General features: G+C 39.8%; 20 protein-coding genes and 1 tRNA gene. 9 read left to right on the plus strand and 12 right to left on the minus strand.

Annotation, left to right across the window (positions count from 1 at the left end):
• Positions 1-16 precede the first annotated feature (16 nt).
• Complete coding sequence (locus ACFX4G_RS21170; protein ID WP_097824389.1) at positions 17-475, minus strand: carboxymuconolactone decarboxylase family protein; 459 nt, start codon at positions 473-475, stop codon at positions 17-19.
• Between the two features lie 120 nt (positions 476-595).
• Here ACFX4G_RS21170 and ACFX4G_RS21175 point away from each other — a divergent pair, with 120 nt between their 5' ends.
• Positions 596-1051 (plus strand): Lrp/AsnC family transcriptional regulator, encoded by a 456-nt coding sequence (locus tag ACFX4G_RS21175; RefSeq protein ID WP_097824390.1) that lies wholly within the window; start codon positions 596-598, stop codon positions 1049-1051.
• Between the two features lie 274 nt (positions 1052-1325).
• On the opposite strand, the gene ACFX4G_RS21180 is transcribed toward ACFX4G_RS21175, so the two are convergent.
• Positions 1326-2228 carry a peptidyl-prolyl cis-trans isomerase gene (locus ACFX4G_RS21180; protein WP_377576662.1) on the minus strand — a complete coding sequence of 301 codons (903 nt, stop codon included), beginning with the start codon at positions 2226-2228 and terminating at the stop codon, positions 1326-1328.
• Complete coding sequence (locus tag ACFX4G_RS21185) at positions 2225-3499, minus strand: S1C family serine protease (RefSeq protein WP_013084577.1); 1275 nt, start codon at positions 3497-3499, stop codon at positions 2225-2227. The genes ACFX4G_RS21180 and ACFX4G_RS21185 overlap by 4 nt, the downstream gene beginning before the upstream one ends.
• Before the next feature lie 222 nt (positions 3500-3721).
• On the opposite strand from ACFX4G_RS21185, the gene ACFX4G_RS21190 reads away from it, so the two are divergent.
• Both ACFX4G_RS21190 and ACFX4G_RS21195 read left to right on the plus strand, forming a co-directional pair.
• A complete protein-coding gene (locus tag ACFX4G_RS21190; protein ID WP_097824392.1) occupies positions 3722-4393 on the plus strand; it encodes a response regulator transcription factor in 672 nt (223 codons plus the stop codon).
• Entirely contained in the window at positions 4390-5739 is a 1350-nt protein-coding gene (locus ACFX4G_RS21195) for a sensor histidine kinase (RefSeq protein WP_097824393.1), read from the plus strand. Before ACFX4G_RS21190 ends, ACFX4G_RS21195 begins: the two co-directional genes overlap by 4 nt.
• 35 nt (positions 5740-5774) lie before the next feature.
• On the opposite strand, the gene cuyA is transcribed toward ACFX4G_RS21195, so the two are convergent.
• Positions 5775-6767 carry a D-cysteate sulfo-lyase gene (cuyA, locus tag ACFX4G_RS21200; protein ID WP_097824394.1) on the minus strand — a complete coding sequence of 331 codons (993 nt, stop codon included), beginning with the start codon at positions 6765-6767 and terminating at the stop codon, positions 5775-5777.
• Between the two features lie 150 nt (positions 6768-6917).
• Between cuyA and ACFX4G_RS21205 the strand changes: the two genes are divergently transcribed.
• The 3 genes from ACFX4G_RS21205 to ACFX4G_RS21215 all read left to right on the plus strand — a co-directional run bounded on the left by ACFX4G_RS21205 (position 6918) and on the right by ACFX4G_RS21215 (position 9130).
• Positions 6918-7436, plus strand: coding sequence for an acyl-CoA thioesterase (locus ACFX4G_RS21205; RefSeq protein ID WP_034649541.1), 519 nt, complete (start codon positions 6918-6920; stop codon positions 7434-7436).
• Positions 7437-7511: 75 nt separating this feature from the next.
• On the plus strand, positions 7512-8192 hold the full coding sequence (locus ACFX4G_RS21210) for a GntR family transcriptional regulator (RefSeq protein WP_097824395.1): 681 nt from the start codon (positions 7512-7514) through the stop codon (positions 8190-8192).
• Positions 8189-9130, plus strand: coding sequence for a DMT family transporter (locus ACFX4G_RS21215; protein WP_377576667.1), 942 nt, complete (start codon positions 8189-8191; stop codon positions 9128-9130). Before ACFX4G_RS21210 ends, ACFX4G_RS21215 begins: the two co-directional genes overlap by 4 nt.
• A gap of 41 nt (positions 9131-9171) precedes the next feature.
• On the opposite strand, the gene ACFX4G_RS21220 is transcribed toward ACFX4G_RS21215, so the two are convergent.
• From ACFX4G_RS21220 to ACFX4G_RS21230, 3 genes are all read right to left on the minus strand, one after another.
• The gene (locus tag ACFX4G_RS21220) at positions 9172-9750 is read right to left on the minus strand and encodes a suppressor of fused domain protein (RefSeq protein WP_013084584.1); all 579 of its coding nucleotides are present in this window, start codon (positions 9748-9750) and stop codon (positions 9172-9174) included.
• 223 nt (positions 9751-9973) lie between these two features.
• On the minus strand, positions 9974-11074 hold the full coding sequence (locus ACFX4G_RS21225) for a M24 family metallopeptidase (protein WP_043978389.1): 1101 nt from the start codon (positions 11072-11074) through the stop codon (positions 9974-9976).
• A gap of 75 nt (positions 11075-11149) precedes the next feature.
• On the minus strand, positions 11150-11824 hold the full coding sequence (locus ACFX4G_RS21230) for a hypothetical protein (protein WP_097824397.1): 675 nt from the start codon (positions 11822-11824) through the stop codon (positions 11150-11152).
• Between the two features lie 537 nt (positions 11825-12361).
• Between ACFX4G_RS21230 and ACFX4G_RS21235 the strand changes: the two genes are divergently transcribed.
• Positions 12362-13093 (plus strand): LCP family protein, encoded by a 732-nt coding sequence (locus ACFX4G_RS21235; protein ID WP_371400142.1) that lies wholly within the window; start codon positions 12362-12364, stop codon positions 13091-13093.
• Positions 13094-13306: 213 nt separating this feature from the next.
• Positions 13307-13672, plus strand: coding sequence for a hypothetical protein (locus ACFX4G_RS21240; protein WP_014458652.1), 366 nt, complete (start codon positions 13307-13309; stop codon positions 13670-13672).
• 27 nt (positions 13673-13699) lie between these two features.
• Here ACFX4G_RS21240 and ACFX4G_RS21245 read toward each other — a convergent pair whose 3' ends face one another.
• From ACFX4G_RS21245 to ACFX4G_RS21265, 5 genes are all read right to left on the minus strand, one after another.
• The gene (locus ACFX4G_RS21245) at positions 13700-14218 is read right to left on the minus strand and encodes an NAD(P)H-dependent oxidoreductase (protein ID WP_097824398.1); all 519 of its coding nucleotides are present in this window, start codon (positions 14216-14218) and stop codon (positions 13700-13702) included.
• 140 nt (positions 14219-14358) lie between these two features.
• Entirely contained in the window at positions 14359-15105 is a 747-nt protein-coding gene (locus tag ACFX4G_RS21250) for a YwaF family protein (protein WP_377576671.1), read from the minus strand.
• A gap of 331 nt (positions 15106-15436) precedes the next feature.
• Complete coding sequence (locus ACFX4G_RS21255) at positions 15437-16960, minus strand: ABC transporter permease/substrate-binding protein (RefSeq protein ID WP_043978380.1); 1524 nt, start codon at positions 16958-16960, stop codon at positions 15437-15439.
• Complete coding sequence (locus ACFX4G_RS21260; RefSeq protein ID WP_377576674.1) at positions 16960-17910, minus strand: ABC transporter ATP-binding protein; 951 nt, start codon at positions 17908-17910, stop codon at positions 16960-16962. The genes ACFX4G_RS21255 and ACFX4G_RS21260 overlap by 1 nt, the downstream gene beginning before the upstream one ends.
• A gap of 265 nt (positions 17911-18175) precedes the next feature.
• Positions 18176-18248 (minus strand) — tRNA-Thr (locus tag ACFX4G_RS21265).
• A gap of 209 nt (positions 18249-18457) precedes the next feature.
• Here ACFX4G_RS21265 and ACFX4G_RS21270 point away from each other — a divergent pair.
• Positions 18458-19510, plus strand: coding sequence for a Rieske 2Fe-2S domain-containing protein (locus ACFX4G_RS21270; protein ID WP_377576677.1), 1053 nt, complete (start codon positions 18458-18460; stop codon positions 19508-19510).
• The last annotated feature ends 26 nt before the right edge of the window (positions 19511-19536 follow it).

Here is a 19536-nt window from a genome sequence, read left to right on the forward strand (position 1 = left end):
ATTTTTAGGGAAGACCTCACTTGCCCTGCAAGCTGCAAAAATCATATAAATCTAAACTGACAATCATTTTGTGAAATTGATCAAATAAATTAATAACAGCTAAAAGCTCTAACAGCTGCGTATCACTGTAAAATTTCTTTAATTGATCCATATCAGCATCCGTCAACTCCCTTGGACGCACCCGGTATACATCAATAAATCGAAACAGCAGTCGATCTTTTTCTTCCAGCTCTTTTTCTCTTAACACTTTTTGATTAAGCGTCTCATCGCCTACATATGACATGCTCATACATGTCTCACAGCCGTTAACACCTGCTAGGTAAAGCCTCATTTTTTCCTTAGTCTCTTTTTCTACTATACCGCTGTTCCAAAGCGTTTCGTAAAGCTCATCGTACAATCTTTTTACATGCGGAATTAAATTCAATGCTTTTTCAAAATTTGTTCCCTCTTCGTTTGCTAATAAAACTCTTGCCATTTTTCACTCACTCCTTTTTAATTATTATAGTAAGAAAAATGGAAATTTCAGATTACATATAAAACATTTTATCTACTATTACTAATCAAATGAAACGTTAATGAGAAAGAAGGTTTTCAATTGAAAATTGATGAAATTGATTTATCGATTTTGCAGGCGCTGCAGCAAAACAGCCGCCTTTCCTTACGAGAGCTAGGAAAACAAATTAATTTGTCTCCTCCTTCGGTGGCAGAGCGAGTAAGGCAGCTAGAGAGCTTTGGCGTTATAAAAGGGTATACGATTGATATTGATTATGAAAAGCTGCATTTGCCCGTGTCGTGTTTTATTGAAGTAACGATGAAAAACGGAGAGCACGAGCGTTTTAAACGATTTATTTCTCAGTATCCCTACGCTTTATTCTGTGAACGCATCGCCGGGCAAGCCTGCTTTATTACAAAGCTTCAGCTTCCTCACCTGCACATACTCGAACAATTTATTAACGAAATTACACCTTATGCCAAAACGATTTCACACATCGCCCTTTCTCATGTGAAGATGGCTCCTGCATTATTGAGTCATTTAAAAGATGAAAAGTGATTGAAACGTAACGAAAAAATCCGAACGAATCATCGTTCGGATCTTCTTTCCATTAAACTACTTTTGTCCCAGCCTCTTTTATTCGTCCAACAGCATAAAAAATAACCCTCCAAAGCTGGAGGGTATAAATTTTCCGAATAATGAAAGTTTTACAACTTCATTTTATCAGGTGCCGACATTTCTGTCTACTTAAAAATGTAAAAGAGCTCTCTATTAATAGAAAGCTCTTTTACCTGCTTGTTTTTTGAAAACAATCAATCTATATAAAAGGAAACTACCTAAGGTTAAAAGTCACGTGAAACCTTGGCAGTTGATCCTGGATATACCGGTTGTTATGATTCAAAACAAGTTCTTTCATCATTTCTTCTTTGACTTCTGATTCCGTTTTTTTATCTTTTTGTTTTAAAATAAGAATATAATAGACTTTACCCATTTTAATGGGCTCACTACTCTCTCCGATGTGCTGTTTTTTTAAAACATCTATAAAAGAAGGAGATAGACTTGAAAGCTTTAGATTATCAGCATTCTCTATTTTGCTGACTGTCTGGAATTCAGCATATTTTTTTTGAACGTCCTGAAGAGATGTTCCCTTTTGCAGTTCAGCCGCAGCGGCGTCGGCATCATGTAAAGTGGAAAAAGCCAGCTGCGTAAAAGATACGCGCGTTAGATCGTTTTCAATACGTTTATAGTAAGCAGTTAGTTCATCAGACGTAATTTGTTTGCGGAAATATTCTTCTAATTTAAACTGATTCGTTAGCTGGTTGGTTACATCACTGGAACGAATATTTAACACTTCATAACCTTGTTTTCTTGTATCCTCGTCATATGAGCGTTTAATTTGCTTCCACATATCCTCGACTTGTTTTTGTACTTTATCGCTTGTCTTTAGATGTGAAATTAAGATTTTTTGCATAACAAGCTGCCGCAATAACTCTTTGCGGTAGCTTGTATCATTTAGCGGAGCATCTGGATTTAAGAACCCTTCAACGGCTAAAAAACGGTTGAATTCAGCTCCTGTCACCTTGCCTCCCTCATACGCTGCCAGTTCTTTGGTAGAAGATAGCTGACTAATTTCTACAGAAGGAAACATCGTGTTTGAATGCTTCCCTCCGCAGCCGGTTAAAAATCCGAACGCTGTTAATACTGCTAGCAGCAGCTTTAACGGTGTTGAACTCATCCATTGTTATCCTGCTGTTCTGAAAGCTTCAGAGAAATAGTTTGTTTTTTTCCATTTCGGTACACGTCTAATTTTACCGTGTCTCCTACTTTACGTTTTGTGTATAGATATTGACGTAAATCACTGGATGTTTTGACTTCGTTTCCATCGATGGCAACAATCACGTCTTTTGATTGTAAACCTGCATCAGAAGCAGAAGAGAATGGTTCAACCGTCGTTACGACAACTCCTTCAGACGTATCGCTTGTTAGGCCTAGCTGGTTTTGTTTTGTTGCAGCTGAAAGCTGACCTACATCTTGAAGACCTACCCCCATATATGGACGCGTTATTTTCCCATTTTTCATCAGCTGTTCAATCGTCGGCTGCACTTCATCACTTGGAAGAGCAAAGCCGATGCCTTCTACATTGTCTTCTGAAATTTTCATACTGTTGATGCCGACTACTTCACCGGAAGAATTGATAAGTGCACCGCCGCTGTTTCCTGGATTAATCGCCGCATCCGTTTGAATTGCATCTACGTTCCAATTTTCTGAAATAGGGACAGAGCGTTTTGCTGCGCTCACGATACCTTGTGTGACAGTACGAGAAAACTGTTCACCAAGAGGATTTCCGATTGCAAGCACCGTTTCACCCGCTACTAAATCCGATGATTTTCCGAACTTCGCCACTTGTTCAACATTTTTGTCAGACATTTCAAGCACCGCTAAATCCGTTAGCGCGTCAGCTCCGACAATTTTAGCTTTTTCTTTTTGTCCGTTTGAAAGTGACACTTCTACTTCGCTTGCGCCGTCAATAACGTGGTTATTGGTCACAACGTAGGCTTTTCCATTTTCTTTTTTGAAAATAACACCGGAACCCGTTCCTGCTTCTTGCGTTTGGGTATCTCCAGAAAATGGATTTGTTTGCTGTTGAATATTGTTCACGCCTACAACAGCAGCTGATACTTTATTTACAACTGAAACAAGATCTGACTGATTCACGGTTGTGCTTACTGTTCGAGGCGTTGTGCTCGTTGTTGTTGCGGTTTGAGTCTGCGTTGTTTGATTCGCTGTTTGCGTATCAGCTGAATCCATTAACCCCAGCTGGGGAGCACCGTATAGCACAATTCCTCCACCTAGCACTGCTCCGGCGATAGAAGACGCAATCACTGGAAATAAGCGTCTTCTTGGAGGCTGTGATGATGACGCAGGCTGATACTGATCGTAGCGCTGCTGGCGGTTTTCATATTCTTCTTTTCGTTCTTGCTCTCTTTCATAATCACGTGGATCCATGAAAAACACTCCTTTTAACGTAGCAAATTTTATGTTATCTATACTATAAAATAAAAGTTTGGGATAAGTATCAAAACAATGTGTGAAATTGTGAAAAATTTCTTTATAACAGCAAACACGTAGTATAATAGCGGGTACATAGACCTTTAAAGAAATGCGCACATATGGCTTAATATGCTTTATTTACCTTAATTTTCATATATTCAGAGGAAGGTGTCAAATTTGAGCTTTACACTATATTTAGTAGAGGATGAACAAAATTTAAACGAAGTTTTAACCCTTTACCTTCAAAAAGAAGGCTGGGACGTTCGCTCATTTTTTAACGGCACGGACGCCAAAGAAATGATTGCAACCCCTCCGCATCTGTGGATTTTAGATATTATGCTGCCTGATATTGACGGGTATCAGCTCATTCGGGAAATCAAGCAGCAAACGCCGCATGTGCCTGTTATTTTCATTTCAGCCCGCGATGCCGATATTGACCGGGTTCTTGGGCTTGAAATGGGCAGCGACGACTATTTATCAAAGCCTTTTTTGCCTCGTGAACTAGTTATTCGAGCAAACAAACTGCTAAACCGCGTATATGGTTCCAATCAAAAGAAAACCGATACCATTATGCTGACTCCTTATGAAATCGATTTACATACTCGTACAGTCAGTGAAGATGGAAAGCCGATTGATTTAACGTCTAAAGAATTTGATTTTCTTGTCACTATCTCAAAAGACCTTGGACAGGCTTTTTCACGGGAGCAGCTGCTGAATCTCATTTGGGGAGAAGATTATTTTGGCACAGACCGAGTGGTGGATGATTTAGTAAGGCGCGTGCGTAAAAAAATGCCGCAAGCACGAATTGAAACGATTTATGGATATGGATACCGGATGATGAAAGCATGAAAAACAAGTCGCTTGCATTTCAAATTTGGCTCGTCATCTCCGGTATTTTACTGCTTATTTCAATTTTGCTCGCTATTTTATTCCCAACGACGCTCAGGCAGTTCTTCACGAATGAAATTTATACCACTATTGAAAATGAACAGCATATTTTAAAAGAATACGGACTGCCAAGCCGCTCAGGTGAATACTACTTTAGCAACGAAGACAGTGAACCAACACTTGGAAATCGAACCGTGGATCATATTTTATTGCCTGAACATGCGGATATCTCGTATTTTTCATCACGGGTGTTGCCTCAAGACTTTTTGAGAAAAGCACAGGAAGATGCAATCAGTCAGCGAAAAATCGTCGCTCGCTATGAAAAAGATCTTGGCAACCGGACGCTTTTTTATGTAATTCGAAAAGTAAGCGTAAACGGACAGCCTGCTTTTTTACTTTCATTTTCGTGGGATACGTATCGCAACGCGCTCACTTCTACTCTGTTTAAACAGCTGCTTCTTGTAATTTCAATTGTATTTCTATTCAGCTGGCTTCCATCTATTTGGCTATCAAGATATTTAAGCAAGCCGCTTGTATCACTTGAAAAAGATGTGAAAAAAATTGCCGAACAAAATTGGCATGAGCCCGTTACAGTCAACCGTTCCGATGAAATTGGCAAGCTAGGCGCCTCCATCGAGCAAATGCGCAAAAGGCTCGTATCTAAAGATGAAGCACAGCAAACGCTGCTTCAAAATATTTCACACGATTTAAAAACACCGGTTATGGTGATTCAAAGCTACGCTCAGTCAATTCAAGACGGCATTTATCCAAAAGGTGATTTATCGCAAACGGTAAAAGTTATTGAAGATGAATCCAAAAATCTTGAGAAAAAAATCCGCGATTTGCTTTACTTAACCAAGCTTGACTATATGTCCACTCATCAGCTTGCACAAGATGACTTTGATTTTACTGCACTTCTTCATGAAGTAGTGGATCGCTTGCGGTGGAGGCGCCCTGAAATACAGTGGGAATTTGACGACGCAAACGCAACGATTAAAGGAGATAAAGAACTATGGACAAAAGTTCTTGAAAATGTCCTCGACAATCAGCTGCGCTATGCCGAGACGAAGGTTTCACTTTCACTTGCTAAACACCCAACGAACGTTCAATGTACAATCAGCAACGATGGTCCGCCGATTGATCAAAGCGTACTTCAACACTTGTTTGAACCGTTTAAAAAAGGAGCAAACGGTGAATTCGGTATTGGCTTAAGTATCGTAAAGCGTATTGTTACGATGCACGATGCAGCCATTACGGCTGAAAACACGAACACCGGAGTAACGTTTTCACTTACTATCCCTATATAAACTAAAAAAGCAAGGGATTCGAATCCCTTGCTTTTTTATGAAAAAATTGATGTATAGGCATAAAGAGCCGGTGAACCGCCTGAGTGGACAAACACCACATTTTCATCCTTATTAAAATAACCTTTTCGAATTAAATCAATTAGACCAGCCATCGCTTTTCCCGTATACACAGGATCCAATAAAATCCCTTCCGTACTGGCCACAAGTTTAACTGCTTCCACCATCTCTTCTGTCGGAACAGCATACCCTGGACCTACGTATTCATCCATACATACAATCTCTTCTTTTTTAAAAGGCGTTTTACTATGTAAATGATCATAAAGTTCACTAGTCAGTTTGGCAACTTTTACTTCTTGCTCTTCTTTAGCACGACTGACATTCATTCCAATAACAGATACGTCACTTTGAAGACCTTGAAATCCTGCCACTAATCCTGCATGCATGCCTCCGCTTCCGCTTGTGCAAACCACATGGCTAAGCTTTATTTGCTGCTCATAGCTTTGCATAAGCAGCTCTTGTGCACAGGCAGCGTATCCGGTTGCACCGATAACATTCGAACCTCCTACTGGAATTAAATACGGTTTATGACCTTTTTCAATTAGCTCTCGCTCTACTGTTTTCATTTCGGCTGTCAAATCAGAACCTTCAGCGACAAACCGCATGTCATGAGCGCCTAATAAATGATAAAGAAAATAGTTTCCTGTGGGCTGATCACTTGCTTTATTTTCGCCTTCTTCCAATACGAGCACGCATTTCATTTGTTCTTTTACAGCCGCAGCGAGCGTCAAACGACAGTGATTGGATTGTATCGCACCGCACGTTACAAGCACGTCTGCTCCTTGCGCCTTTGCATCAGCTACTAAATATTCAAGCTTGCGTGTCTTATTTCCGCCACCTGTCAGTCCAAGCATATCATCTCGCTTCATATAAATTGAAGGTCCATTTAACTGCTGAGATAAAACCGATAGCTTCTCTAAAGGTGTAGGGGAATCTGTATATTTTCTTCTAGAAAATTGAGTTAAGTTCATGCTCTCATCCTCTCTTTCATATTTGTTCTATTTTACCATATAGAAGCTTTTGAAGAGCTTTTTACGAAAGGGCTCTCTATAACTTGTATACATAAGAACAAGTAGTCAACATACATTAAACCATATGAACAGTTTGAAGGAGTGTTTTCAATGAGTGAAAAAGCAGTACTTTGCAGCGTCTCACGAGTAGTCAAATCACAGCACATTTTTCCAAATGACCTAAACAATCACCACACCCTTTTTGGAGGAAAAATTGTCGCTGACATGGACATGACGGCTTCTCTTTCAGCAGCTAAACATTCACGAAAGACGTGTGTTACGGCTTCCATTGATCACGTTGATTTTATCGAACCCGTCACCGAAGAAGATTTTATTTCATATGAAGCATTCGTTGTTGTTACAGGAAAAAGCTCCATGATTATTTTTGTTAAAGTGATTGCCGAAAATTTATTAACGGGCATTAAGCGTATCGCAGCTACTTCTTTTCTCACCTTTGTTGCATTAGAAAACGGAAAACCTGCCTCCGTTCCTCAAGTTATTGCTCAAACTGAAGAAGAAAAAAGCCTTCAAAAAGTAGCTCTTGAACGAAAAGAATCCAAAAAAACGCAGGTTGAGCACAGCAAAGCGATTGCGAGCATTTTATCTAAATCTTTGCGCAGCAGTAATTAAGCTCTTCATCTAAAAAGCAGCTGTCTGCTTTTTAGACGAAGTTTTTTTAGTTTTCACATTGTTATTTAATGTAATATGCGATATATTGGTTTTATGAAAAATAACATTCAACCTCTCAAACGACTTTCTTTAAGGGAAGAAGTCTATCAAACACTTAAACACAATATTGTCATGCTTGAATTTCAGCCCGAACAAAAGCTTCAGGATAAAGAACTGGCTGAGCAGTTTGGAGTTAGCCGCACTCCTGTTCGAGAAGCATTAAAAAGGCTTGAAGATGAAGGCCTTGTCCAAACGACACCTGGCTCTTCTACAAAAGTGGCTCCATTAAACCTTGAGGAGGCAAAACAATCTTTTATTGTCGTCGCAGCTCTTCATGCACTTGCTGCTAAGCTGGCTTGTACTTCGTTACAAGAAGAAGATATGGGCGAACTAATCAAACACAATCAATCTCTAGAACATGCAATCAAAACAAGAAATGTCCTTAAAGCGATCGAAGCGGATGAAGCATTTCATTCCGTCTTTTTAAAACGGGCGAACAATATAGAGCTAGAACGTGTTGTAAAACAAACAAGCGCCAAAATTCAGCGTCTGGAAATCGCTCGTTTTTCGTCTCTTGCTAGCCTTGCTTCGGTTGATCAGCACAAAGAAATCATGAACGCTTGCGGTCAAAAAGATGCCGCACTGACATCGCAGCTTGTCGAAACGAACTGGCTGACGCTAGGTGAAGCGCTGACAAGTGAGGAGGAATCCAAGTGAAGCCTCTTTTATTAGGCATTGCTGCCTCATTCTTTTTTGCTTTTACATTCGTTTTAAATCGAGCGATGGATTTATCCGGAGGCAGCTGGGCGTGGAGCGCGTCGCTGCGCTATTTTTTTATGGTACCTCTTTTACTTGTGCTCGTTTATTTTTGGGGTGGTATTAAACCTGTGGTGGCAGAAATAAAAGCCCAGCCTCAAAAATGGCTGCTTTGGAGCACGGTTGGATTTGGGTTATTTTACGCTCCTCTTTGTTTTGCTTCAGCCTACGGTCCCGGCTGGCTTATTGCAGGAACTTGGCAAATCACAATTTTATCGGGGTCTCTCCTAGCTCCTTTGTTTTACAAGGAAGGAAAGAAGCGAGGAGGCATTCCCTTCAAGCAGCTAGGTTTTTCGTTTATTATTTTAATAGGAGTTGTGCTCATGCAGCTTGAGCATGCGACTGAACTGTCAGCCGTTACTGCCTTGCTTTGTACCATTCCCATTTTAATTGCCTCTTTTGCGTACCCGCTTGGCAACCGTAAAATGATGGAAGTGTCGTCACTTAATACGTTTCAGCGCGTGCTTGGAATGACGCTTTCAAGCCTGCCGTTTTGGATTATTCTTTCTGTCTATGCCTGCGTGACCGATGGACTACCAAAAACAACTCAGATTTATCAAAGCAGTTTAGTTGCTTTACTTTCAGGAGTATGTGCAACAGTTCTATTTTTTGCAGCAACCGACCTTGTTAAAAAAGATTCTCAAAAGCTAGGTGCAGTTGAAGCTACACAATCGATGGAAGTTTTATTTGCCCTGCTAGGAGAGGTCTCCCTTCTATCAAGTCCTTTGCCATCGATTCTTTCTTGGGTTGGAATGGGAGTTATCATAGCAGGCATGGTCCTTCACAGCTACCAAACAAGTCATAAAAAAGCTATACCGCAAAAAGAATTGACCTACTAATTAATAACAAAAAAGAGCGTCTTAGTCGGCGCTCTTTTTGTTTATACAACAGATCTTCTTTCTAAATTGAAGACATTCACCTGCTCAGCATCAAAGCGGCTTAGCAACGAATCTACTCCGTACTCAAGTGCAAAAGCACGTTCATTCTCTGAAATCGGAACGGCCTGCAGGAACGTTACTTTTTTATCAGATAGTTCAATCGTTGAAAAATTATCCCATAAAAACGGCGGAATCAGCAAAATGTGCTGCATATGAAAGCTGTCATCAAGCACTGCAATAACGTCTTTATAAATAGCTCCTGGGAAGATGGACACATGAGATTTCATCATATGGAAAATACAGTTTGCTAAAATAGCAGAATAAATACCGAATTCCTCATGACAAGCCCCAACGATTTCAATTCGAAGCGGGATTCCTCCAACTGTATAGCCTGTCGGACATTGATGTCCACCGAGCGTTGCATACGCGGTTACGTCTTGACGCGGATGGTTTTCACACGCCACAACGTGAATACCATGCTTTTTTCTTTCATCTGAATAATCTTCAATTCGATCCTTTTGACCAAATACATCTATTGCTTTATGTATAATTAATTCTTCATCTTTTGTAAAATTACTCATAAAAAACCTCCTTGCTTGCGACCTTAAAAAGCTCCCTACTGTACAGCATATACTACTGCACTCGCTTACGATATAGTTTTTAGAAAATGTGATAGAAATGTTATCGTTTCGTAACATACTATGAAATTGTATCAAGAAGCAAACGAGAAACCTTAACCAATTTTTTCTTTTCCCATAAAAAATAGAGCCTGCACCATGGCAGCCTCTATTTTTTATGACATTATTATGAAATAATTTGTAATTCTTTTGGGTACTTCGTTAACGTTTCGTATCCATCTTTTGTAATGATTACATCATCTTCGATACGCACGCCTCCGAGTCCTGGAATATAGATACCCGGTTCAATTGTATATACCATGCCTTCTTGAAGCACATCGTCATTGTTGCGGCTCATTGAAGGAAACTCATGCACGCTGATGCCAAGACCATGACCAAGACGATGCAAGAAATACTCTCCATATCCTGCTTCTGTAATAATATTGCGTGCTACCATGTCCAAGTCGCCAATGCGAGTTCCGGGCTTGGAAGCTTCAAGTGCTGCCTGCTCAGCGCGCTGTACCGTTTCATAGATTTCTTTTTGCTTATCATTAATAGACTTGTAAGCGACTGTACGTGTAATATCTGAACAGTATCCGTCTAGCACTACACCTAAATCGAACAGAACCATATCTCCTGGCTTTAACGTGCGAAGACCTGGGTTCCCATGCGCTTCTCCCGTTTTTTCACCAAATAAAACCATCGTTGAAAACGACATCTCACGAATTCCTTTTCGCTTTAGCTCGTATTCAATTTTAGCCAGAACATCCATTTCCGTAACGCCTTCTTTTAAAGCAGCTACACCTACTTCTACACCAAAATCAGCTAAGGCAGCTGCCTTTTGAAGAATCTCAACTTCACGCTCATCTTTAATTAAACGCAGCTGATTTAACTTCTCTTCTGCTCCGACTAGCTCAGCGTTTGGATATAGGCTAAGCAGTTCTTCAGCTCTCGCATACAGCAGCTGCTCTTTCTCTACAGCAACCTTTTTCACATCTATTACGTTTCGTTTATGTAAAGCTTCTTTAATAAGCTTCCAAGGATTTTGATGATCTTCATATCCAATCACATCAAACTTCCAGCCCGCTTCTTTTGCTTGTCCCACTTCCATTGATGGGCAAACAAGCATCGGCTCCGCTTCGTTAAACACAAATAAGCCAAGCAAACGCTCATGCGGATCCGTGTGAAATCCAGTTAAATAAAATACGTTTTCGGTTGACGAAATAAAGGCTGCTTCTACATTCTTTTCTTTTAGCCACGATACGACTTTTTGTAAACGTGCTTCCATTAAAAAAACCCCTTTCATTGTACAATATTACTATTATAACATAGTTATTTAGCAATATTGTACAATGAATAGAGGTTAAGACAAAGCCGCGTGAAGAGTAGTAAGCTGCTCTTTAATCGCTTTTCGCTGAATACTTACTTTCATCAGCCAGCCATTTTCTCCGTATCTATAAATAAATTCGTACGTACCTTTAGGAAAATATTCTTTCACCAGCATGTCCCGGTTTTCAACAAATCCCGGATCGCCAATAAAATAGGTACCTTCTTCAAGCGGAAGCTCATGAACTTTTTTTTCTAGCTGCTTCTCTTCGTCTTCGTCATCATCTATCACTATGTGCAGACCGCCTTCATCACGCACAACATCAAATTCACCGTTTTGTTCAAGCTCAAGCACTGGCACCACTTGTCCATTTACCGTTAGCAGCTGCTTCGTTCCTTCAAGGACCTGGGACCAGTGATCATCGTATAAAGTAGAAGAATAAAAAATATATCCCTGAGATTTATATAATAAAAGCAGCTGTTCAAAATGATTTTTCACTTGTTCTTTATCAAACAGAATAACAAAATGCTTTCGATAGAAAAAACTTGTAAAAGGCAGAATAGACGATTGATTAAGCTCTTTAATTATTTCAGCACTATCTTTACCTGAAATAATAGCTCCGGTCAATTCCCCCGCGCCATAAGGTTTCCAATGACTTAACGTCGCTTCTGGAATCAGCACAAGGTTCGAAGATGACACATATATACTCATTCGCTTCACTCCTTTTTTCTACATTTAGACCTATATTTGATTCTCCCCAAATAGAGACTTTCCTCTTATTCCATTCTTAAAAGACAGAACTTTTCCCCTAACTATGATAGATTATAACAAAGATCCTTGAAAAAAATAACCTTTATTTCCTCTTTCTTCTATTTGTACACTTCTCTTATTTTAGCTGTCTTCGCAGATTTACTAGTGAACGTACTTGCTAATCTAATTCCTTAGTGTTAATTTTATTATGTCGTTTTATAATTTTTTGCATAATTGGTTTCAAACAAAAAAGTATTAATATTTTTGAATGCGATGGTGAGACATTTGGAAGAACGTACAGAACGTAAACAACATAAAAGAAAAAAGCAAAGAAAAAAGAAACGCTTTAGAAAGCTACTTCTTTTCTTTCTCATTCTTGTAATCGCCGCTGGTGCGTATGTGTATTATCAATACCAACAAGGGTTAGCAGAAGCAGACGGAGCTTTTGGGAAAGATGGACAATTTGATTTTAATGGTGCAAGTGCCAATTTAGATAGCATGAATGTGCTGCTTCTTGGAATTGACTCTCGAGGTGAAGAACATTCGCGTGCCGATACAATCATGATTGCTCATTATGACAAAGACAGCAATCAGCCTAAAATTATTTCTTTGATGCGTGATTCATATGTGGATATTCCTGGACATGGCAAAAACAAATTAAATTCAGCCTATGCATTTGGCGGGCCCGAATTAATGCGTAAGACAATTAAAGAAAATTTCGGCGTAGATGTAAACTATTATGCCGTTGTTGATTTTAAAGGTTTTTCTAAAGTTGCCGATACAATTGCCCCTGAGGGAATTACGGTTACCGTGCCGCACGAAATGTCATCAGGAATTGGCATGACGCTAAAACCTGGAAAACAAACTCTTCACGGAGATAAATTACTAGGATACGTGCGATTCCGACATGATAGCCAAAGTGATTTCGGGCGCGTGAAGCGTCAACAAGAAGTGATCGGTAAATTAATGGATGAAGCTCTTCAAGTAAAGACGCTGGCAAAAGCTCCTAAGCTATGGGGCGTCATTGATCCATATGTGGATACAAATATTCCTCCAAAAACATTTATCGTGATAGGAAAAGATTTCTTAGTTGGGAATCAGCCAGATTTAAAATCTCTTCGTTTACCGGTCGAAGGTTCCTATTCAAATGAACGAGTATCCGGTATTGGTGCTGTTTTAAGCATCGACCTTGAAGAAAACAAACAAGCGTTACAGTCATTTTTAAATTAGGAAAAGGTGTCCATTAGCGGACACCTTTTTTTATACTATTCAAAAAAACTTCTGTTTTTCCTCCCTATCTCTCAAAAAAATTTGAGTTTCGACAAAAATGAAGCCATTTTCCAGAAAACAGCTATTTCTTTGAAGTTCTATTTTTTCTACTACATGCGTATATGAAAGGAGAAGGACTTCTTTTTTATATTTTTGATTCAAGGAGATGAACGTATGAAATTATATGGTTTTCAATCTGAAGAAGAGCGTTCCTTTCTTCATTCTACCTATAAAGTAAATCCATTGCTTTCTCATACTGGAGATGTCAAAATTAGCTTTTTATCTTTTCAAGAAAATGATTATACTCCCCGTCAAGAAGCTACGATTCCACAGCTTCTATTAGTCGTTCACGGGGAAGGCTGGGTAGCTGGCGATAACGGACTGAAAATTTATATCAAACAAGGTGAATCCGCATTTTGGAGAGCGGGGGAATCATTTGAAGTCGGGAGTCTAACTGCTATGACAGGATTACTCATTGAAGGATTAGATATCGCTCCTCAAAAGCTGCTTACTTCTTTTTCACGAACAAATGTAAATTAAAAAGCCGCGTTAACGCGGCTTTTTAATTTACCTTAGTAATTGAGCGTAGCTTTCAGCACTATCTTGAATGACTTTGTCGCTCAGCTCACCGCCTGCTCCTTGAAATAAAAATGGCGTTTGGAACTTCATGCCTGTTAAATTTGCCGTAGCTTGAAACGGAAGAAGCAGATGATTCATTGGGTAACGGTTGTATCCCCCTTCTTGATAAGCTTCTGCAGGGCCTCCTGTTGAAGTAGCTACGACAAACTCTTTTCCCTGAAGTTTAGTACCTTTGCTTCCATAAGCCCATCCGTATGTTAAGACAACATCTTGCCACTCTTTTAAGAGTGCTGGTGAGCTGTACCAGTAAAATGGAAATTGAAAAACAATACGATCGAATTGAACAGCTAACTCCTGCTCTTTTTCTACATCAATTTTGAAATCGGGATAGTTTGCGTATAAATCATGAACGTACACATTCTCTTCTTTTTTTACTCGCTCTGCCCAGGCTTTATTAATACGAGAAGATGTTAAGTTTGGATGTGCTAAAATAACCAGTGTTTTCATTTTGATACTCTCCTTCTGATGTCTGTGCTTGCTTTTTTCTTTTCTATTTTTTATGCTTGCCTCTCACGGCTCGTTCAGTCATTCTTTCCTTTTCCTTTAGGAAATCCGAGTTAGTTTACACTTATAAACTACCAGTATTATCATTTTGCTTCAACAAAATTGACTTTGCTTTTATCACCTTTAATTTTTTTATGTACCCAAAACGGCAGATAAAGGACAAGAAAGCTAAGAATCATGATTCCTTCAATCCATACTAAATACCAAGGATGAGGTCCAAGAACATCCAGCAAGGAAGCGTGCTCTGGCTTTTTCATCATGTATAAATAATTCGCATGGAGTAAACGATTCATGACATAGATAAAACCCCCGTACAGATTAACAAATACTACGCTTACCCACAAAGAACGAAACGTCGGCTCATATCTGCAGGCAGCAATTAGCATACAGCAAGCAAGTACCACACCGCCATGCGATACATAAAACTGCACATAGCGAAACTGGGCATACGTATAGCCCCCAAGGTCTGGGGTAATCATCGCTTGAACAGAGCTGCTGATTCCTGCGAAGTACACAAAATAAAAAAGAAACCTGCTTTTGGTTATCAGCATAACAGCAGCCAGCAGCACGACTATATCACTGAGCTGAAGAGGCAAGGAAGTTTCAGCAGACCACTGATGACATCCGATTTCCCAAGCCTGGTAGGCTGTTTCTGAAGCAATTAGAATGAGTGAAAGCAAAATGAACACAAACCTCTTTTTTCCCAGATGCTTTCGACACAAAAAAATAAATGCTCCTATGATCACGATAATAGCTAAAGTTACAAGATGTTCAACTGAAAAAAGCTGAAAGGAATGTTGTACAGGATGACACGTAAAAAATGAATTCATAAAAGCGCCTTCCTTCCATCAGAAAACAAATTCGGTACCTTTAGCTTGTTCATAAGACCTCATTTTCATTAATGCTTCTCTCACATTAAAAAGAGATTGAGACATAACGAAATCACGCCAATCCAAAGATGGACGAATGGAGTAAATAATCGAGTATGAATCACTTCTTGCACCTCAGTTGATTTCCATGCAAGACTTCTCTTTCCGCGGGAGTCTTCGCGTTGCCCTCCAATCAACTGCTAGAAACAACTAAAATAAAAAGATCCGAACGATTCATCATTCGGATCTTCTTTCAACTAACATACTGTTGTCCTAGCTTTTTTCTTCGTTTTTACTCTTTAATTAATCCTTTTTTCACTAAGAATTGATGAGCAACTTCTTCAGCTGTTTTTCCTTTCGCATTTACTTGATAGTTCATTTCACGCATTTCGTCATCACTGATTTTACCGCCCAGTTGATTTAAGATTTTTTTCAGTTCAGGGTGCTCTTTTAGCGTATCTTCACGAAGCACAGGCGCTCCTTGATACGGAGGGAAGAACTGCTGATCGTCTTTTAAGACTTTCAAACCAAACTGTTTGATTTCAGGGTCCGTTGCGTAAGCATCAAGCATGTTAATATCGCCTTTTTCTACAGCGCGATAGCGAAGCTTCGGCTCCATCGTTTTAATATTCGGGAAGGTAAGACCATATTCTTTTTGAACGCCTACATAGCCGTCTTCACGATCTTTAAACTCAAGCGTAAACCCTGCTTTTACTTTATCTGTTGCATTTGCCAAATCTGAAATAGTTGTTAGATTATTTTCTTTGGCAAATTCCTTTGTTACGGTTAATGTGTACGTATTATTAAACTTCATTGGATCTAAATAGACAAGGCCGAATTTCTTTTGAAATCCTTCTTTTGCCTGCTTGTACACCTCTGTTTCATCTTTGCTGTCCGGCTGTTCCTTTAGATGCGTCACAATGGCTGTACCCGTATATTCAGGGTACAAATCAATTTCCTTGTTACGCAGAGCCTCAAATACAAATACCGTTTTCCCAAGCGACGAACGAAGATTTACTTTCATATCGGTTTGATCTTCAATTAATTCTTTGTACATATTAATTAAAATGTCTTGTTCTGCACCAATTTTCCCTCCGATAACAAGGTCTGGTTTTGTTGCGCTCATCGCTGCAAACGGAGAAACAAGAATAAGTATTAATACGATGATCATAATAAACGAGCGTTTTTTGGACCCTTTTTTAGCTGAGTGTTCAATCGTTCGCAGAATTCCATCAAAAATAAGCGCTAATAATGCTGCTGGAATGGCTCCTAATAAAATCAAACTATTATCGCTTCGGTCAATACCAAGCAAAATTAAGCTTCCGAGTCCGCCCGCTCCGATAAGAGCCACGATTGTCGCTGTGCCAATAATGAGTACCATCGCTGTGCGAATTCCGGCCATAATGACAGGAAGTGCTAGAGGAAGTTCTACTTTAATTAATCGTCTCCACGAGTTCATCCCCATGGCTTTGGATGCTTCAATTAAAGATGGGTCCACTTCTTTAATTCCGGTATATGTATTTCGTACAATAGGAAGAAGCGAATATAAAAACAGTGCAATAACCGCGGGAAAGGTTCCAATTCCGACAAGAGGAATCAGTAATCCTAATAAAGCGAGTGAAGGAATGGTTTGCAGTACGGCTGTTACGCCAATGATTGGTTCAGCAATGCGGTCATGCCTCGTTAAGTACAGTCCGAGCGGCACTGAAATTAATACGGCGATAACAAGAGCCAGCACTGAAATTTGAATGTGTTCAAGAAGAGCTTGAAACAGTGCATCTCCTCGTTGATCTAATAATGTGCTTAGTGCATTCATTACAGCGTTCCTCCTTCTTTCGTTTTATCAGAAAGAAACGCTAATAGAGTTTTGCGCGTTACAACGCCAATACGTTTGCTCCCTTTTTTCACGGCTATTGCTTCATGGTCGTAAAGGGCGTCCATTGCCTGCTGAACAGTGGCGGTTGAAGCTAACTCTTCAGTAGGTTCTACGTCTGGCTGTTCACTTTCTTTGACAAACATATCCAATGTCTCAAATAAAGCATTGCCTTGATTTCCAATAAATGTTTTTACAAATTCATTTTTAGGCTTTTGGATGAATTCCTCCGGGGTTCCAACTTGAACAATTTCCCCATCTTTCATCAGGCAGATACGATTTCCAAGCGTCATCGCTTCGCTCATATCGTGCGTAACAAACACAAATGTTTTTTTGATTTTTTCTTTTAAGCTAATAACATCTTGCTGAAGCTGTTCGCGGCTTAACGGATCGAGGGCACTAAAGGGTTCGTCCATTAAAATAACGGGGGGATCAGCTGCGAGGGCACGTGCTACACCTACACGTTGCTGCTGGCCACCTGAGAGCTCAGACGGCTTTCGGTTCCGATACTGCTTTGGGTCTAGTCCTACCAAGGTAAGCAGTTCATCAATGCGCGTTTTGATTTTGTTTTTCTTCCAATGCTTCATCTCGGGTACAATGGCTATATTTTCAGCGATGGTCATATGAGGAAAAAGAGCAATCTGCTGCAGAACATAACCAATGTTCCAGCGTAGCTCATGTATGTTGTGGTCCGATACGAGCTTATCTTTTATGTATAGTTCTCCTTCGGTAATATCATGAAGACGGTTAATCATTTTTAAGGTGGTTGTTTTCCCACACCCACTCGGACCAATTAAAACGAAAAACTCTCCTTCTTTAATTTCTAGATTAATATTTTTCACGGCGGTCGTACCGTCTGGATATTGCTTTGACACATTCTTAAACGTAATCAAATTATCGTTCACACTCCCTGTTGAAATTTAACCCCTAGTTTTGTGTACCCAATATTTAGAGGCAATAAACATTCTTTTAAGAATATTTCTAAATATGATTCATAAGACACAGGGGAAAAGATACACATATTTTCTCAAAACCTCCTAATAAGGCTATCAAACTGTTAAAGTTTTCACAAGAAGGGAAAGAATAATTCGGAGAATAATTTTAAAGCCGACACAAATAAAAAAACCTTCTTTCAACAAGAAAGAAGGTTTTTTAGTATGCTAGCGACAGGGATCGAACCTGCGACCTCTTGCTTACCATGCAAGTGCTCTACCTACTGAGCTACACCAGCGTCTTGGAAAATTATATCACGTTTAAATTCATTTAGGAAGCGCTTTTTTAAATTTTTTATTGGTATATTCTCTAATTTACGTCTTCTGAAATTCGCACTTTTTACAAAGTTCCATATTTTATGTTAGAACTCCTTACATAAATTGTGTGAATTTTCTTTTTTTATATTACCCTTAGTAAAAGAGCTTACAAAAGAAGGGAAGAAAATAGATGGAACAACAACCAACCATGACCAAATCAAAAACGGCAACTCCCTACCCAAGAGACTGCACGTTCAGCCTGGAAGATTGGACGACGCTCGCTAAGTATTGGTACCCCGTCGCACGCTGCAGTGATGTAACAGAGAAACCAACGTCCGTAAAACTGCTAGATGTAAATCTAGTTCTATACCGTACCACACACAAAGTAGTGGCGGCTCGTGATTTATGCGTTCACCGAGGCACCCCTCTTAGCATGGGCTGGGTGGAAGATGATGAAATTGTCTGTCCTTACCACGGCTTCCGCTATGCAACGGACGGTGCATGCACGTCGATTCCAGCTCACCCTGATGCCAATATTTCTCCCCGCTTGTGTATGGCCGTCTATCCAGTTATTGAACGATTTGGATTAGTGTGGACTTCCCTGACAGGAGAACAAGATAACCTGCCTTACTTCGATGCGTGGGAGGACCCTGATTTTCAGCAAATTGTTTGTCCGAGCTTTGATATCATGGGTTCGGCCGGTCGTCAAATGGAAGGCTTTTTAGACGTAGCTCATTTTGCTTGGGTTCACACGGACACATTTGGTGATCGAAACAACGCCTTTGTGCCTAAATATAAAGTAAGCGATACAGAGTATGGGCTTCATGTAGAATATACGAGCACCGTGAGCAATTATTCCAAAGAACAGCAGCATTTAAATCCATCTGATTTTAAATGGCTTCGCGTCTTTGATGTTTATCCGCCGTTTACAGCTACGCTAAAAGTATACTTCCCAGAAGGCGCAGAACTGTGGATTATGAATGCAGTCTCTCCTATTTCAGCCCGCGAAACACGTTTATTCGCACCAATCGCTCGAAACTTTGACAAAGATTCTCCCGTTGAAGGTGTGTATGACTTTAACCTTCGCGTCTTTGACGAAGACCGTGAAATGGTTGAAAACCAAAAGCCTGAAGACTTGCCTTTAGACCTGCAGATGGAAGCGCATATTATGGCTGATCAAACGTCCATCGGCTACCGGAAATTATTAAAGAAAATGGGCTTAAGCTTTAGATATACAAGCTAAAGAAATCCCCGCTGAAACAGCGGGGA

Source organism: Priestia sp. YIM B13486 (assembly GCF_042787865.1).
Lineage (GTDB): Bacteria > Bacillota > Bacilli > Bacillales > Bacillaceae_H > Priestia > Priestia megaterium.